13 protein-coding genes are annotated in these 17365 nt (G+C 54.5%); 5 read left to right on the forward strand and 8 right to left on the reverse strand.

The genetic code is table 11. The features are described 5' to 3' along the window. A partial coding sequence (znuB, locus tag JWF83_RS24215; RefSeq protein ID WP_413653060.1) for a zinc ABC transporter permease subunit ZnuB occupies nucleotides 1–785 on the reverse strand: 785 nt, incomplete at its 3' end. After that, nucleotides 782–1537 carry a zinc ABC transporter ATP-binding protein ZnuC gene (gene znuC, locus JWF83_RS24220; protein WP_413653535.1) on the reverse strand — a complete coding sequence of 252 codons (756 nt, stop codon included), beginning with the start codon at nucleotides 1535–1537 and terminating at the stop codon, nucleotides 782–784. The genes znuC and znuB, both read right to left, overlap by 4 nt. A 78-nt stretch (nucleotides 1538–1615) precedes the next feature. On the opposite strand from znuC, the gene znuA reads away from it, so the two are divergent. From znuA to lpxM, 3 genes are all read left to right on the forward strand, one after another. Further along, nucleotides 1616–2563, forward strand: a complete 948-nt coding sequence (gene znuA, locus JWF83_RS24225; protein ID WP_413653061.1) for a zinc ABC transporter substrate-binding protein ZnuA — start codon at nucleotides 1616–1618, stop codon at nucleotides 2561–2563. A gap of 14 nt (nucleotides 2564–2577) precedes the next feature. Then, nucleotides 2578–3906: a murein DD-endopeptidase MepM gene (mepM, locus tag JWF83_RS24230; RefSeq protein WP_413653062.1), complete on the forward strand. Its 1329-nt coding sequence runs from the start codon at nucleotides 2578–2580 to the stop codon at nucleotides 3904–3906. 119 nt (nucleotides 3907–4025) lie between these two features. After that, entirely contained in the window at nucleotides 4026–4997 is a 972-nt protein-coding gene (gene lpxM, locus JWF83_RS24235; protein WP_413653063.1) for a lauroyl-Kdo(2)-lipid IV(A) myristoyltransferase, read from the forward strand. A 33-nt stretch (nucleotides 4998–5030) separates the two neighbouring features. Here lpxM and JWF83_RS24240 read toward each other — a convergent pair whose 3' ends face one another. The 6 genes from JWF83_RS24240 to JWF83_RS24265 all read right to left on the reverse strand — a co-directional run bounded on the left by JWF83_RS24240 (nucleotide 5031) and on the right by JWF83_RS24265 (nucleotide 14590). Then, a complete protein-coding gene (locus JWF83_RS24240; protein WP_413653064.1) occupies nucleotides 5031–6269 on the reverse strand; it encodes an MFS transporter in 1239 nt (412 codons plus the stop codon). An 89-nt stretch (nucleotides 6270–6358) separates the two neighbouring features. Continuing rightward, complete coding sequence (locus JWF83_RS24245) at nucleotides 6359–8731, reverse strand: GNAT family N-acetyltransferase (RefSeq protein WP_413653065.1); 2373 nt, start codon at nucleotides 8729–8731, stop codon at nucleotides 6359–6361. Next, nucleotides 8721–10025 (reverse strand): lysine N(6)-hydroxylase/L-ornithine N(5)-oxygenase family protein, encoded by a 1305-nt coding sequence (locus JWF83_RS24250; RefSeq protein ID WP_413653066.1) that lies wholly within the window; start codon nucleotides 10023–10025, stop codon nucleotides 8721–8723. The genes JWF83_RS24245 and JWF83_RS24250 overlap by 11 nt, the downstream gene beginning before the upstream one ends. Nucleotides 10026–10035: 10 nt before the next feature. Next, nucleotides 10036–11589, reverse strand: coding sequence for a pyridoxal phosphate-dependent decarboxylase family protein (locus tag JWF83_RS24255; RefSeq protein WP_413653067.1), 1554 nt, complete (start codon nucleotides 11587–11589; stop codon nucleotides 10036–10038). A 449-nt stretch (nucleotides 11590–12038) separates the two neighbouring features. Continuing rightward, complete coding sequence (gene pyk / locus JWF83_RS24260) at nucleotides 12039–13481, reverse strand: pyruvate kinase (RefSeq protein WP_413653068.1); 1443 nt, start codon at nucleotides 13479–13481, stop codon at nucleotides 12039–12041. Between the two features lie 203 nt (nucleotides 13482–13684). Beyond that, nucleotides 13685–14590: a MurR/RpiR family transcriptional regulator gene (locus JWF83_RS24265; RefSeq protein ID WP_413653536.1), complete on the reverse strand. Its 906-nt coding sequence runs from the start codon at nucleotides 14588–14590 to the stop codon at nucleotides 13685–13687. Between the two features lie 350 nt (nucleotides 14591–14940). Between JWF83_RS24265 and zwf the strand changes: the two genes are divergently transcribed. Beyond that, nucleotides 14941–16416 (forward strand): glucose-6-phosphate dehydrogenase, encoded by a 1476-nt coding sequence (zwf, locus tag JWF83_RS24270; protein ID WP_413653069.1) that lies wholly within the window; start codon nucleotides 14941–14943, stop codon nucleotides 16414–16416. Nucleotides 16417–16639: 223 nt separating this feature from the next. After that, nucleotides 16640–17278, forward strand: coding sequence for a bifunctional 4-hydroxy-2-oxoglutarate aldolase/2-dehydro-3-deoxy-phosphogluconate aldolase (locus tag JWF83_RS24275; RefSeq protein ID WP_413653070.1), 639 nt, complete (start codon nucleotides 16640–16642; stop codon nucleotides 17276–17278). Nucleotides 17279–17365: the final 87 nt, after the last annotated feature.

Genomic DNA, 17365 nt, shown 5'->3' on the forward strand with positions numbered 1-17365 from the left:
TAAACCGCCGGTTTTTTCACCATACTGAACACAAACATCAGCGCCGAACATAACACCACCGAAGGCCCCGCCGGGGTATCATAAAACGCCGAGAAGGTCAGCCCGCCGCTTACCGCCAGGATGCCAATTGCCACCGCTACGGCCGCCATCTGCTCCGGGGAACGGGCAAATCGCCGCGCCGTCGCCGCCGGAATAATCAGCAGTGAAGTGATAATCAGCGCGCCGACAAATTTCATTGATACGCCAATGGTCAGTGCGGTCACCAGCATTAACATCAGCTTGGTGCGCTGAATATTGACTCCATCGACCTGCGCCATCTCCGGACTGATGGTAATCGATAGCAGCGCGCGCCACTGCCAGGCGAGGATCGCCAGTACCAGCGCCACGCCGGTGGCAATGGCGATTAGATCCAGCGGAGTTACCGACAGCAGATCGCCAAACAGATAAGCCATTAAATCGACGCGCACGTTCGCCATCAGGCTCACCACCACCAGACCCAGCGACAGGGCGCTGTGCGCCATAATCCCCAGCAGGGTATCGATCGCCAGATGCGGGCGCCGCTCCAGCCACACCAGGCCAAACGACAGCAGCAGCGTGACGGCGATCACCGCATAGAACGGGTTGATATTCAGCAGCAGGCCAAAAGCCACACCGAGTAACGAGGCGTGCGCCAGCGTGTCGCCAAAATAGGACATACGACGCCAGACCACAAACGAGCCGAGCGGGCCGGCCGCGATGGCCAGCATCACGCCGCCCAGCCAGCCAGGAAGTAACAATTCAATCATAACGGGCCTTGTCCCCGGCGCAGAATAATACGTCCCTGAAGATCGTGACGATGATTATGGTGATGGCGATAAATCGCCAGCTGTTCGGCGCCGCGCGGGCCAAACATCGAAATAAATTCCGGATGCGTTGACACCACTTCCGGGGTTCCCGAACAGCAGATATGCTGATTAAGGCACAGTACTTCATCGGTTTTGGCCATCACCAGGTGCAGGTCGTGGGAAACCATCAGTACGCCGCAGTTCAGTTCATGACGTAACTGATCGATCAGATCATACAGGGATACCTGACCGTTAACATCGACACCCTGGGTCGGTTCATCCAGCACCAGCAGCTGCGGGTTATTGAGCAGTGCGCGCGCCAGCAGCACCCGCTGGGTTTCGCCGCCGGAAAGTTTTTGCAGCGGATATTCCAGCAAATGCCCGGCCTGCACGCGTTTAAGCGCCGGCAGAATATCGGCGCGTTTAACCCCAGGGCGCAGTCGCATAAAGCGATCCACCGTCAGCGGCAGGGTAGAGTCGAGATGCAGTTTTTGCGGTACGTAACCGATACGTAAACCTGCCGGGCGTTCGAGCTTGCCGCTGCCAGGGGCGATCAGTCCGAGCACCACGCGTACCAGCGTCGATTTTCCGGCGCCGTTTGGCCCCAGCAGCGTGAGAATACGTCCGGGCTCCAGTTTCAGTGAAACATCAGACAGCACGCGACGTTGACCAAAGGTCACCGAAATGTTTTCCAGCGTTACAAGTGAGGTCATCATCAATTACAGGTTGCAGAAGATATCGAATGTTATAATATCACACGCCATCAGCTAATCACGATGGATTGACGCATTATGTTACATAATAAAAAACGTTTATTTTCCGCTATTGCCGCGCTCGGATTCAGCGCTTCGCTTGCCGCGCCAGCCTCCGCCGCGGTGGTCGCTTCGATTAAGCCGCTCGGTTTTATCGCCGCCGCTATTGCCGATGGCGTCACGCCGGTGGAAGTGATGCTGCCTGATGGTGCATCAGAACATGACTACGCATTACGTCCCTCCGACGTGAAACGCTTGCAGAGCGCGGATCTGGTGGTGTGGATCGGCCCGGAAATGGAAGCTTTTCTCACCAAACCCGCGGCGAGTTTACCGGCGCAAAAGAACCTTGAACTGGCTGATTTACCCGGGGTAAAACCGCTGTTGATTCGCGGCGCCGACGAGGATGAACACCATGATGCAGACCATTCTGAGCACGCAGATGAGGGGCATGATGAGCACCATCACGGCGAGTATAATATGCACCTGTGGTTATCCCCTGAAATTGCACGACAATCGGCGGTTGCAATCCATGGAAAATTATTGGAACTTATGCCGCAAAGCAGGGACAAACTAGACGCTAACCTCCGGCAGTTTGAGGATAGCCTGGCGAAGTCTGACCAGCAGATTGGTTCCGAGCTGGCGCCGGTTAAAGGGAAGGGATATTTCGTTTTTCATGATGCTTACAGCTACTTTGAAAAACACTACGGCCTGTCACCGACAGGACATTTTACCGTTAATCCTGAGATCCAACCGGGCGCGCAGCGCTTACATCAAATACGAACACAGTTGGTTGAGCAGAAAGCGGTATGTGTTTTCGCTGAACCACAATTCAGGCCGGCCGTCATCGATGCCGTGGCCCGCGGAACCTCTGTGCGTAAAGGCACCTTAGATCCGTTGGGAATGGGTATCAGCTTAGGAAAAGACAGCTATGTGAAATTCCTCTCACAGTTGTCGAGCCAGTATGTGAGCTGCCTGAAAGGAGCATAGAGGAATAGTAAAAAGTGCAGCAGATAGCCCGCTCTGTCGCCATGGCGTTCAACAATTTACCGCGCCCCCACCGTGTAATGCTGGGGTCGCTTACTGTCGTTACTCTGGCCGTCGCGGTTTGGCGGCCTTATGTTTACCACCCGATTGAGAGCGAAAGCCCGATCGTTAAACAAATTGAACTGGATAAGAACGAGCTGCGCACCTTGCTGCCGGAAGCCAGTGAACCGATCGATCAACCGACGCCGGCGCCGGAAGAAGATATTCCGCAAGATGAAATCGATGAAGATGTACCGAATGAAGCCGGTACCCACGATTACACGGTATCTGCCGGAGACACCCTAAGCAGTATCCTTAATCAGTATGGCATTGATATGTCCGATATCAGTCAGCTGGTAAAAGAAGATAAGGATCTGCGCAATCTGCAAGTCGGCCAGCAAATTTCCTGGACGTTAACTGATGACGGTCAGCTACAGCGCCTGACCTGGGAAATGTCGCGCCGCGAAACCCGTACTTATGACCGCTCCGGTGATGGCTTTAAGGCCTCCAGCGAAATGCAGACCGGCGAATGGCAGAACAGCGTGCTGAACGGTGAACTGAATGGCAGTTTTGCCGTCAGCGCTCAGCGTGCCGGCCTGACCAGCGGCGAAGCCAGCGCGGTGATTAAAGCGATGCAGTGGCAGATGGATTTCCGCAAACTGCGCAAAGGCGACCAGTTCTCCGTGCTGATGTCGCGCGAAATAATGGATGGCAAAAGTGAGCAGAGCCAGCTGTTAGGCGTACGTCTGCGCAGCGGCGGCAAAGATTACTATGCGATCCGGGCGGAAGACGGCAAATTCTATGACCGCAACGGTTCCGGCCTGGCGCGTGGATTTATGCGTTTTCCGACGGTAAAACAGTATCGCGTCTCCTCTAACTTTAATCCGCGTCGCCTTAATCCGGTTACCGGACGTGTGGCGCCGCATAAAGGTGTCGATTTTGCTCTGCCGGTCGGCACGCCTGTGCTGGCGGTGGGCGACGGTGAAGTGGTGGTGGCAAAACGTGGCGGCGGCGCCGGTAACTACGTGGCGATTCGTCATGGACGCCAGTATATGACGCGTTATATGCATCTGAAGAAACTGCTGGTGAAACCCGGCGAGAAGGTGAAACGTGGCGATCGTATTGCGCTGTCCGGTAATACCGGCCGTTCTACCGGGCCACACCTGCATTATGAAATCTGGATTAACAATCAGGCAGTTAATCCGCTCAGTGCCAAACTGCCGCGTTCTGAAGGGCTGACGGGGCAGGATCGCAAAGCCTACCTGGCGCAGGTCAGGGAAGTGACGCCGCAGCTCAACTTTAATTAAGCGGCCTGAGCAACCAAACCGACCGGGAAACCGGCCGGTTTTTTTTATCTATGGTTTACAATGATTGCAAATTTGCCCGTCAGCACTATCATTAGCCGGTTATTGTTTGAGGCGAGTGCATGGAAAATAGCAAAAAAAGTACTAATGAATTTATTCCCGTCTTTCAGAAGGCTTTCCTTAAACCGAAATACTGGGGTGTCTGGTTAGCGATCGGCGCTTGTGCGGGTATTGCGCTGCTGCCTGCGCGCGTGCGTGATCCGATGCTCGGTGCGCTGGGGCGCACTGCCGGTAAATTTGCCCGTAGCGCGCGGCGGCGTGCGCAGATCAACCTGCTTTACTGCATGCCGGAGCTGTCTGAAGCACAGCGTGATGCGATTATCGACCAGATGTTTGCTATCGCCCCGCAGTCTATGGCGATGGTGGCCGAACTGGCGTTGCGCAAGCCGGAGAAAATGCGCCAGCGTATTGTCTGGCATGGCCGGGAGATTATGGATCAGCTGCGCGATAGCCAGCAGAATGTGATTTTCCTTGTGCCGCATGGCTGGGCGATCGATATCCCGGCGATGCTGATGGCCGCTGAAGGCCATAAAATAGCCGGCATGTTCCATCATCAGCGCAATGAGCTGGTGGACTATATGTGGAACCTGGTGCGCCGTCGTTTTGGCGGCCGCCTGCATGCGCGTGAAGATGGCATTAAGCCGTTTATCAGTTCGGTGCGTCAGGGCTACTGGGGCTACTATCTGCCCGACGAGGATCATGGCCCTGAGCAGAGTGAGTTTGTCGATTTCTTTGCCACCTACAAAGCCACGCTACCGGCAATCGGGCGTCTGATGAAGGTGTGCCGCGCCCAGGTGGTGCCGCTGTTCCCGACCTATGACAATAAAACCCATCAGTTGCATATGCATATTCGTCCGCCGATGGAGGGTCTGCTGGATGCTGATGATGTCACACTGGCGCGGCGGATGAACGAAGAAGTAGAAATTTTTGTCAGACCGAATCCGGAGCAATATACCTGGATCCTGAAGTTGCTGAAGACGCGCAAAGCAGGTGAAGAAGAGCCTTATCAGCGTGATGAGCTGTACCCTAAATAACCTGCATACGGGCGCCATTTATGGCGCCCGTTTTTATGGCAGCGGGGTAATCAGCGTGCAACGTTTACGTTCGCGCAGAAAGGCGAGTACCAGCCACAGCCATAGCATACCGCTGACCAGATTCACCAGACTGAACAGCCGGTTGCCACCGGAAAAATACGCGTATTTGGCTGCCTCAATACCGACTGCGAACACCGCGATACTGAACATCCCCACCATGGCCGCCACGCTGCCTTTACCCGCCTCGCTGGAGAACAGCGTCAGACGATACAGCCCGGCATTGACCATTCCGGCGCCAAAAGCATAGATGCTGAGGCCGCCGATCAGCCACAGATACGCATGGCTATCCAGCAGGGTACTGATTAACGCCAGCAGTAAACCCAGCAGGATCGGCCAGGCGCCGAGGCGCAGCGGCTGTTCAATCGGCAGACGTCCGGCCAGCTTACCGAGCGTCAGGTTACCGGCAATCATCGCCAGAAATACCGGCAACTGCAGCAGCGCATACATCATGCGGCTTAAGCCTTCATCATGGATCAGAATCACCGGCGACAGCGCCACCCAGGCGAGGATCGGCACAATCACCATGCCAATAGCCAGCGAGCCGCTCATCACCTGGCGATTCTTCACCAACGCCAGATAACCCTGCGCCATTGAGCCCAGGGCAATCGACTGGGTTTTATCACCGGCGGTTTCCGGCATAGTGCGCCACAGGCCGACAAAGGCGATGGCAGATAAGGCGGCAAACAGATAAAACATATTGCGCCAGCCGCTAAAACCCAGAAAAACGGCGCCGGCCACCGGACCGAGGATCGGCGCCAGCAGGGCCACGTTGGCCATCAGCGCCGAAATGCGCACGCTGAGGGTTTCATCGAAGGCTTCCTGTACCGCGGCGTAACCGACGGCGCCGATAAAGCACAGACTAATGCCCTGCATAAAACGCAGCGCGATAAACTGCTCGATACTCGCCACCCAGTGCATCAGCAGGCAGGAGAACAGAAAGAAGATCACCCCCGCCAGCATTACCGGCCGCCGGCCATATTTATCGGATAGCGGCCCCAGCAGCCACTGCAGCACAATGCCGCCAATCAGATAGCCGGTGAGTGAGGCGGACACCCATTCCGGTCCGACGTTAAATTCGGCGGTGACCAGCAGCATGCCGGGCTGGATCATATCGTGCGCGATATAGGTCGCGAATTCGAACAGCACCAGAGAGAGGGGGAAAATCAGGTGACGAAAAGTGAGATTCGACACCGGGGTATACGACGACGCCATCCAGGCTCCTTGTTTCCAGTAACGTAAAACGCGATCGCCAGTGCGATCGCGTTCAGGGTAAAGCAGATTAACGACGGTTTGATGAACGATTATCGCTGCGCAAAGGCGGCAATCGGATTGCTCAGCGTACCGGCAAACTTCAGATTTTCTGCCGGATCGGACAGATTAATCATCTGCTGATTATTGGCCAGCTGCAGGCGGTTGAGACATGAGCGCTGGAATTCTGGCATAAACAGATCGTAGCGGGCAAATTTGCTGCTCAGCTGTGGGTGCGCCTGCTGATACTCGTGCACGCAATCCGCCACGCAGCGCCAGAATACCTCTTCCGGCAGTGTATCGTCCTGCGCCAGAATAGCGCTGATAAAACGGAAAATACAATCGAAGACATCGGTAAACAGCGACAACAGTTTTAGCTGCTCCGGTACTTCCACCGCCAGACGCTGTGCTTTCTCCGGCAGCACCGCCTGCGGGTTCAGGACCGCAATCTCTTCGCCGATATCCTTCATATACGCGCTAACCGGCAGGTTATTTTCCAGCAGCAGGATCAGATTTTCACCGTGTGGCATAAACACCAGATCGTGCTGATAGAAACAGTGTAGCAGCGGGCTGAAGTAGCAGCGCAGATAAGCGGTTATCCAGTTTTCGGCACTGACGCCGGAATCGGCAATCAGCGCCGGCAGCAACGGCTGTTGCTGATGATCAATATGCAACAGTGACGCCATGGTCATCAGGCGCTGATTGGGCTGCAGAGTGGCTACCGGGTTATCGCGCCACAGGGCGGCGAACATCTTTTTATACGCGGAGTCGCCGCTGATCGCCTGCTCATAATAGCGGTTGTGATAGCCGATGGCCGCCACTTCACGCAGAATGCGGAAGTCACAGCGCTGTAGCCAGCTGTCATTTTTCACCAGCCCTTCCAGCCACTGATTCACCGCCGGAGTCGTGGCCATATAGTATGGCGACAGGCCACGCATAAAGCCCATATTCAGTACCGACAGGGCGGTTTTGACATAGCGTTTATGGGGCTGACTGCGGTTGAAGAAGGTACGGATCGATTGCTGCGCCTGATACTGGTCGTCGCCGGTGCCAAGATAAATAATATCGCGGGCGGCGATATCCGGGGCAAATACCGTTAACAGCTTATTCTGCCATTGCCACGGGTGTACCGGCATAAATAGATAGTCGCCACGCGCCACGCCCAGCTCATCAAGACGGGCGTTAAATTTTGCCAGCGTCGCGTCACCCAGTTCGTCACGCATTAGCTGTTCATAACTGAGTCGATCGATACTGGCGAAGTGCGCATTGCGCTGATGCACTGCAACCCACACCAGATTTACCGGGGTGGCGGCTTCCGGTGCGAAGGCCAGGTAATCGCGGGCATCAAAGCCGATGCGGCCATTGTTGGCGACAAAGCACGGATGGCCTTCGGTCATTGCCGCTTCCACCGTCTGGAAATCAGCGCGGGTCAGCGCCGCACTGTCCGGCAGCGTGTTTTGCAGCTTAAACACGCTGCTGCACAGGGTGCTGGTGATCTCTTCCATATAGGTCGCCAGCATCGTGGCCGGAATGCCGATCTGCTGACTGAATTCAACGATAAAGCTTAGCGCATCCAGCTTCAGGGGTTCGCCATTTTGATGCTTGCGCAGCGAATCGGCATCGATAGCCCAGTGATCCAGCGCCATACGCCGCGCGCTGAACTGATATCCGGCTTCGCTACCGGGGACCGCCAGACTATAGTAGTGGCCTTTCCCCGCGATCCCCAATTTTTGCGGCTCGATTAGTTTTTCATGAGCGAACTCGGAGATCGCTTTGCGGATCAGCAGGCGGTTGGCGCGTTCCCAGTGGTCGCTGGCAAGATGGCTACCGGTAAGCAGTGATGAGGTATTGGTCATAGTAAGCGTTTCCTGCAATAAAGCTTTTTGATAATCGTCACGCTGACAGAAAGCCAGCCAGGCGGTTTTGTGGCCCATATCGATGGTGTGCTGATAGCGGAAGCCGGCGCGCTTGTTGAGCGGGTGGATCTTGTGATTGCGCACGTCCGGTTCGACCACCACCCGCGCCACCTGCGGCAGACTGAACATGTACTCCATCACCGTGCTGAATACCTGCCAGCTAAACTGGCGGATCGGTTGTTCTGCCGGAGCAATCAGAATATGCATGCCGTAGTCGTCAGCGCGCGCCGGGTAAAATTGTCCAATCTGATCCTGCTGCGCCTGATAAAACTCCAGCAAAAACACCGGCTGCTGGTTACAACAGCCAATCATTGCCGCGTGGGGGTTATCACGCGTCAGATCGCGGTAAAACGCCGCCACCTTGTGGTACGGATCATCCTGCATACCCCAGAAGCGGGCGTATTCCTGCGTCACCCAGCGGTAAACTATCTGCGCATCTTCGGGCTGCATCGGACGCAAGGTAAACTCTCCCGCGCTACGCCTGCTGCGGTAAACCAGGTTAGCGCTCATCCGTGACCTCCGACTGCGCCGGGAAGGTCTGGAAGGCGATCTGACGTTCCACCGGGTAGACTTCGTGACCGACGATTTCACGGATTAATACCGAATTGCGGTAGCAGGCCATGCCTAAATCCGGCGTGACAAACCCGTGGGTATGCAACTCGGCGTTCTGTACAAATATCTGGTTATGCTGATCGATACTGTAGTTACGCTGCACGTCGTAACGGCCTTTCTCATCCCAGCGCAACCGATCGGCGATACCTTCGATAAACATCGGCGGCTGATAGTGATAACCGGTTGCCATAACCACACCTTCACTACGGCGGGTATAGGACTGGTCCTGCTCCTGCTGATGCAGTGAGAGTTCAAACTCGCCGTCTGGCAGCCAGCGCAGGTCGGTAAGTTCGGAGTGGGTAAACAGATTGACGTTAAGATCGCCATCCAGCTGTTTGATATACAGCAGGTCATAGATGTCGTTAATCAGCGTGGCGTTAATGCCTTTGTACAGACTCTTATGTTGCGCATTCAGCCGATCGCGCTGGCCGGCGGGCAGTGCATGGAAATAGTCAATCCACTCCGGCGAGGTCATCTCCAGCGTCAGCTTGGTATACTCCAGCGGATAGTAGCGCGGTGCGCGCGTCACCCAGTTCAGCTGATAGTGATAACGGTCGATATCCCCCAGCAGGTCATAGAAAATTTCCGCCGCGCTCTGGCCGCTGCCGAGTACCGTGATCGACTTTTTCTGCTGTAACGCCGCTTTATCCGCCAGATAGTGGCTGGAGTGGGTCAGGCGCTGATGATGAGGGCGGGCGCACGGCGGCATCCAGGCGCCGGGGCCGGTGCCGAGCACCAGTTTGCGCGCCAGCCAGCTTTTGCTCTCGCCGTTGATGGTTGAGCTGCTGCGCACCCGGTAACACTGCAATGTATCGTCATAACTGACATAGTCCACCCGCGTATTCCAGTGCAGGTTATGCAGTTGCGCGCTGGCCCACTGGCAGTACTGGTTATACTCTTTGCGCATCAGGAAGAAGTCTTCACGGATGTAAAAGCGATACAGCTTACCGCTCTGCTTCATATAGTTGAGCAGACTGAAACGGCTGGTGGGATCTGCCAGGGTCACCAGGTCCGCCATAAATGGCGTTTGCAGGTGCGCGCTCTCCAGCATCATGCCGGTATGCCAGTCAAATCCCGGATTCTGGTCGAGAAATACGCCGTTAAGCTGTTCAATCGGATCGGTCAGGCAAGCCAGACTGAGGTTAAACGGGCCGATGCCGATGGCGATAAAATCATAAACCGGACTATTCATCGTTATCCTCTCACTGCCTGACGGCATTCAGATTCTGACTGTGTGCCAGTTCGCGGCCGTAATGCGCGATCAGGGCGATGATATCTTCCAGATCCGCTGTGGTCGCGGCCGGGTTGAGCAGGGTGAATTTCAGATACTGGCGGCCATTCACTTTGGTTCCGGCGATCACCGCGCTACCTGAACGGAACAGCGCCTTGCGGATCTGCAGGTTAATCTCGTCGATGGCGGCATCACTTAAGCCGGGGCGCGGGAGATAGCGGAAAATCTGCGTAGTCAGCTCTGGCTGATGCAGGACCTCAATCGCCGGATGCGCCTGTAGTAACTGATGGGCGCTGTGCGTCAGCGCCAGCAGACTGTCAAAAGTGTCACCGAGCGCGTCCGGCCCCATAATGCGCAGCGTCATCCACATTTTCAGCGCGTCGAAACGGCGGGTGGTCTGAATGCTTTTGTTTACCAGATTGGGGGTGCCTTCCTGCTGAGCGCTTAACGGATTAAGGTAATCGGCATGGACCGTCACATGACTCAGGTGCTGACGATCACGGACGAAAAAGGCGCCGCAGCTGACGGTCTGGAAGAAGGATTTGTGATAATCGACGGTGACGGAATCCGCCTGCTCAATACCCTGCAGCCGCTGACGATGCTGCGGTGAGACCAGCAGCCCGCAGCCGTAGGCTGCATCCACATGCATCCATAAACCATAGTGCTGGCAGAGAGTGGCGATCGCACTCAGCGGATCAATACTGCCAAAGTCGGTCGTGCCGCTGGTAGCCACCACGGCAATCGGTATCAGCCCCTGCTGCTGACAGCGTTGAATCTCCTGCTCCAGCCGCGCCGCATCCATGCGGAAATGATCATCGTGGTCGATGGCGATTACCGCGTCGTAACCAAGCCCGAGGATCGCCGTTGATTTCTGGATGCTGAAATGACTCAGGCTGGAGGTGAAAATACGCCATTTACTGGCTTCCGGCGGCAGCCCTTTCTGTTTGATCAGATGGCCGGGGCGATGGTGTGCGCACCAGCTGTCGCGCGCCAGCAGCATCGCCATCAGATTTGACTGGGTGCCGCCGCTGGTAAAAATGCCGTCGGCGCTGGCTGGCAGGCCAATGCGACTCAGAGTCCAGTCGATAACCTTCTGCTCAATCAGCGTTGCGCCTGCACTCTGATCCCAGGTATCCACCGAGCTGTTAATCGCACTCATAATCTGCTCGGCGAGTAGGGAAGGCAGCACCACCGGACAGTTCAGGTGAGCGATATATTTCGGATGATGGAAGTAAACCGCATCACGCAACCACAGCTGCGACAGTTCATCCAGCGCAGCCTGATGGTGCGGCAGCGGCACATTAAGGTCGACGGCGGTAAACTCTGCCGCCAGTTCGTGGGGCAGAATACCGCTAAAAGGTTTTTCAACCTGCTGCATGGTGCTGTTGATCAGTTGCAGCGCGGTGAGCGTTTGTTGTGAATAAGCGTCGAGCTGAAGCGCGTTAAACAGCAGTTCAGCGGCAACCGGTGTGGATTGCGGTTGAATCTGCGTGGCAGCGCGTGCCGTTTGCGAACCAAAGACCATACCCTGTACCTTTTTTTGGACGTAAGAAACCCCGCCGCCATAACGTAATGACAGCCGTTACCCTGCGATATATGTGGATATCTGTTAAGTTTGTTTAACGTTTTTTTCTGCTGCGTCGGTTTTTGCTCAATATTGCGCTAATAGAAATAGTTAGCATAAATCGACTAATACCCTCATATTATTATGTAAAATCACTACTTGTAACATTGATGTTAGATTTATTAGTGTGAATGAGATTATAAATAGGAATCATTAGCATTCAATAAGTTTATTCTTACAACATATGTATAAATATTATTGATGTTAATTATGTGATGTAGATCACGTTGTTAAACAGAAGTAAACAGAGTGATTATCGGGTTATTGGCAAACTGGCGCTGTCGAAGGCAGAAAGGGGGGCTAAAAAAAAGGGCTGCACAACGGCAGCCCGGATTGAAACGGATAATAAATTACTCGACGCGCAGTACGCGGCTGGTGTTGGTGGTGCCGACGGTGCTCATCACATCACCCTGGGTGACGATCACCAGATCGCCCGATACGAGGAAACCTTTGTCACGCAGCAGGTTGATCGCATCATTTGCGGCGACAACCCCTTCGTTGTGACTGTCGAAGAATACCGGCGTCACGCCGCGATACAGCGCAGTCAGATTCAGAGTGCGTTCATGACGCGACATGGCGAAAATCGGCAGACCGGAGGTGATACGTGACGTCATCAGTGCGGTACGACCGGACTCGGTCATGGTGATAATCGCGGTGACGCCCTGCAGATGGTTGGCGGCATACATCGCGGACATGGCAATGGCTTCTTCGATATTATCGAACTGCACATCAAGGCGGTGTTTGGAAACGTTAATACTGGGGATTTTTTCGGCGCCGAGACAGACTTTCGCCATCGCTGCCACGGTTTCTGCCGGATACTGACCGGCGGCGGTTTCAGCCGACAGCATGACCGCATCGGTGCCGTCGAGCACGGCGTTGGCGACGTCCATCACTTCCGCGCGGGTTGGCATCGGATTGGTGATCATCGATTCCATCATCTGGGTCGCGGTGATTACGGAACGGTTTAACTGACGCGCGCGACGAATCAGCGCTTTTTGAATCCCCACCAGTTCCGGGTCGCCGATTTCCACACCGAGGTCGCCACGGGCAACCATAACCACATCAGAGGCGAGGATAATATCATCCATTGCTTCCTGCGATGCGACGGCTTCTGCCCGCTCGACTTTAGAGACGATCATCGCTTCGCAACCGGCTTCACGCGCCAGGCGACGGGCATAGTGCAGATCTTCGCCGCAGCGAGGGAAGGAGACCGCCAGATAGTCGACGCCGATTTTAGCCGCGGTCAGGATATCGGCCTTATCTTTTTCGGTCAGCGCTTCTGCTGACAGACCGCCGCCCAACTTGTTAATGCCTTTATTATTGGACAGCGGTCCGCCGACGGTGACTTCGGTGAACACTTTCATGCCCTGAACTTCCAGTACTTTCAACTGCACGCGGCCATCGTCCAGCAGCAGCACATCGCCCGGGACCACGTCTTCCGGCAGACCTTTATAGTCGATGCCGACTTTCTCTTTATCGCCTTCACCTTTGCTCAGGTTGGCGTCGAGCAGGAAGCGATCGCCCTGATTAAGGAATACTTTACCTTCTTTAAAGGTCGATACGCGAATTTTTGGACCTTGCAGATCGCCGAGGATTGCCACATGCCGTCCCAGTTTGGCGGCAATTTCACGAACTTTATCGGCACGCAGCTGATGATCTTCTGGCGTACCATGCGAGAAGTTAAGACGAACAACGTTAGCGCCAGCAGCAATGATTTTTTCAAGGTTGTTATCGCGATCGGTTGCCGGACCCAAAGTAGTTACGATCTTGGTTCTTCTTAGACGTCTTGACATGTAGGACTCCGTTGACTTTAACGTGGTGTTGCCATTGCAATCACAGTGTATTCTTTTTTATGCCCTGTGGTAGCCCGGACCGCTGCGCAATGACGGGTGTTACTGTCTTGCTACAGGCCGAATTACATTGGGTAGCTTTATATAACATTTATATAACAAATCGCACTTGCATGCGACACTAATGACATGCGAGTACCTGCACGCTATCGCGGCAAGAGAGATATCGTGGCGTCCTTATCTAAACGCGATTCTTTTAAACCTTCTTTGACGCGCTTCAGGTTATCTCTGAATTTTGGCCCGCGGCGTAAAGTAAAACCGGTTGCCAAAACATCAATAACGGTTAACTGCGCCAGACGCGACACCATCGGCATATAGATGTCGGTATCTTCCGGCACATCCAGCGTCAGGGCCAGCGTGGCTTCCCGCGCCAGCGGCGAGTGAGGGGAGGTGATCGCCAGCACCGTGGCATCATTTTCCCGTGCAAGCTGCGCCAGTTCGACTAAATTTTTGGTGCGGCCGGTGTGAGAAATCAGTACCACCACATCGCCTTCCGCACAGTTCATACAGCTCATGCGCTGCATCACAATATCATCGGTATAGATCACCGGCACATTGAAGCGAAAAAATTTATTCATCGCATCATGCGCCACCGCCGCAGAGGCGCCTAAGCCAAAAAAGGCGATTTTTTTGGCCTGGGTCAGCAGGTCGACGGCACGATTTATCGCGCTGATATCGAGATGCTGACGCACCTGATCCAGACCGGCCATCGCCGATTCAAATATTTTACCGGTATAGGATTCGGCACTGTCATCTTCGGCGACATGACGGCTGACATAAGGGGTGCCGGTGGCCAGACTTTGCGCCAGCTGCAGTTTAAAATCGGGAAAGCCTTTGGTTTCCAGACGGTGGCAAAAGCGATTCACCGTCGGTTCGCTCACCCCGGCGGCGCGTGCCAGCAGGGCGATACTCGAGTGGATAGCGCTTTGCGGCGAGGCGAGGATCACATCGGCGACTTTGCGTTCAGATTTGCTAAGTTGTTCGAGGAAAACGCGAATTTTTTCCAGCATATTCATAGGTCGATGACCACTCATCAATTCTGACGATTTCAGACAAAGGAGAAATCGATGTCATTTTGTAGAGAATATACAATGCCGTAGCGGACGACGGGCAGCGCTATCCCGGCGGAAAGTGACATTTTTTGCCAGAGTTTGAGCTGGGTCTGATTTTCATTACTGTAAAACAGTAACAAAAAAGTCGAAAAATTACGCACAAACTGACGCTACTGTTGATTATAACAGCCGGTAAATTGAACATCGGTAAATACATGAGCCTGGCAAATGCTGCGCTGGTTTACGCGCAATAGCCAAAGAAGTACATTGTATTGAAATAAAATTACAATAAGAATCTGACTGGTTACGGAACCCGCAGGTCAGATTCATCCTGCAACGAGGAGATAAAAATGGCGGTAACACAAACAGCCCAGGCGTGCGATCTGGTTATTTTCGGTGCCAAAGGCGATCTTGCACGCCGGAAACTGTTGCCTTCCCTGTATCAGCTGGAAAAAGCCGGACAGATTCATGAAGACTCGCGCATTATTGGGGTCGGACGCGCAGACTGGGATAAAGCGGCCTATACCAAGGTGATTCGTGAAGCGCTGGAAACCTTCATGAAAGAGAAAATCGACGAAGCGCTGTGGGATAAACTCAGCAACCGTCTCGATTTCTGCAACCTCGATGTTAATGATCACTCGCACTTTCCAAAACTGGGTAAGATGCTCGATCAGAAAAATCGCGTCACCATTAACTACTTTGCCATGCCGCCAAGTACCTTTGGCGCGATCTGTAAAGGTCTCGGCCTGGCGAAACTGAATGCCAAACCGGCGCGCGTCGTGATGGAGAAACCGCTCGGGACGTCACTGGCGACCTCGAATGAAATTAACGACCAGGTGGGAGAGTATTTCGAAGAGAGCCAGGTGTTTCGCATCGACCACTACCTCGGTAAAGAGACGGTGCTTAACCTGCTGGCGTTGCGTTTTGCCAACTCGCTGTTCGCCGCTAACTGGGACAACCGCACTATCGACCACGTGCAGATCACGGTGGCGGAAGAGGTGGGTATCGAAGGACGTTGGGGTTACTTCGATCAGGCCGGCCAGATGCGCGATATGATCCAAAACCACCTGCTACAGATCCTGACCATGATCGCCATGTCGCCACCGGCCGATCTCTCCGCTGACCGTATTCGTGATGAGAAAGTGAAAGTGCTGCGCTCACTGCGCCGTATCGATCACAGCAATGTGCGGGAAAAAACCGTACGTGGTCAGTATACCGCCGGTTTTGTGCAGGGGAAAAAAGTCCCTGGCTACCTCGAAGAAGAGGGGGCGAATAAGTCCAGCCATACCGAAACTTTTGTCTCGATCCGCGTTGATATTGATGACTGGCGCTGGGCTGGCGTACCTTTCTATCTGCGTACCGGTAAACGTCTGCCAACCAAATGTTCCGAAGTCGTGGTCTACTTTAAGAACCCGGCGCTGAACCTGTTTAAAGAGTCCTGGCAGGAACTGCCGCAGAACAAACTGACCATTCGCCTGCAGCCGGATGAAGGCGTGGATATTCAGATTCTGAATAAAGTGCCGGGCCTTGACCATAAACACAATCTGCAGACCACCAAGCTGGATCTGAGCTACTCGGAAACGTTCAACCAGTCGCATCTGGCGGATGCTTACGAGCGTCTGCTGCTGGAAACCATGCGCGGTATTCAGGCGCTGTTTGTGCGCCGTGATGAGGTAGAAGAAGCCTGGAAGTGGGTTGACTCGATCATGGAAGCCTGGGCCGCGGATAACGAAGCACCTAAGCCTTATCAGGCCGGTACCTGGGGCCCGGTGGCCTCAGTGGCGATGATTACCCGTGATGGCCGTTCCTGGAACGAATTCGAGTAATCTGTAGTGGCTGGTAAACCCGCGTAAAGCGGGTTTTTTTTGCGACGAAGCCGGTAGCTGAGAAAATGAACCGGGGTTTTAAAAATTGCGCTAGCGCATGGACGCTGTGGCGGAAAATCATGTATGGTAGGGACGATGTCACATTCCTGACGCCAGATGCGCGTCACTTTTGCCAGCTGCAGCCACCGGGATCAGCAGCGGGCTCGACGGGAGATATACACTGATGAAGAACTGGAAAACGAGTGCTGAACAGATTTTGACTACCGGCCCGGTAGTGCCGGTGATTGTGGTCAATAAGCTGGAGCATGCGGTTCCGATGGCGAAGGCGCTGGTTGCTGGCGGGGTGCGTGTGCTGGAAGTGACACTGCGCACGCCGGTAGCGATGGATGCCCTGCGCGCGATTATCAAAGAAGTGCCGGAGGCGATTGTCGGCGCCGGTACCGTACTGAATACTCAGCAGCTGGCCGAAGTGACGGAAGCCGGTGCGAAATTTGTTATCAGCCCGGGTCTGACGGAGTCCCTGCTGAAGGCGGCCGTTGAAGGCTCGATCCCATTGATTCCCGGAATCAGTACCGTGTCTGAACTGATGCTTGGCATGGAATACGGTTTGCGTGAGTTTAAATTCTTCCCGGCGGAAGCCAACGGCGGCGTGAAAGCGTTACAGGCAATTGGTGGTCCATTCCCGCAGGTGCGTTTCTGCCCAACCGGCGGTATCTCACTGAGTAACTATCGTAATTACCTGGCGCTGAAAAGCGTGCTCTGTATTGGTGGTTCGTGGTTAGTGCCAGCGGATGCGCTGGAAGCGGGCGATTACGCGCGGATTACTGAGCTGGCGCGTGAAGCGGTGGCTGGCGCACGTTAATTTATTGATAATTTGGGCGGCATAAATCCCGCCCTGGGTAAATTTAGCCGAAACACCCTGCGGGAGCCATTAATGGCTCCCGTCACA

Origin of the sequence: Pantoea sp. B65, from assembly GCF_047308185.1 — a bacterium.
GTDB lineage: Bacteria > Pseudomonadota > Gammaproteobacteria > Enterobacterales > Enterobacteriaceae > Erwinia.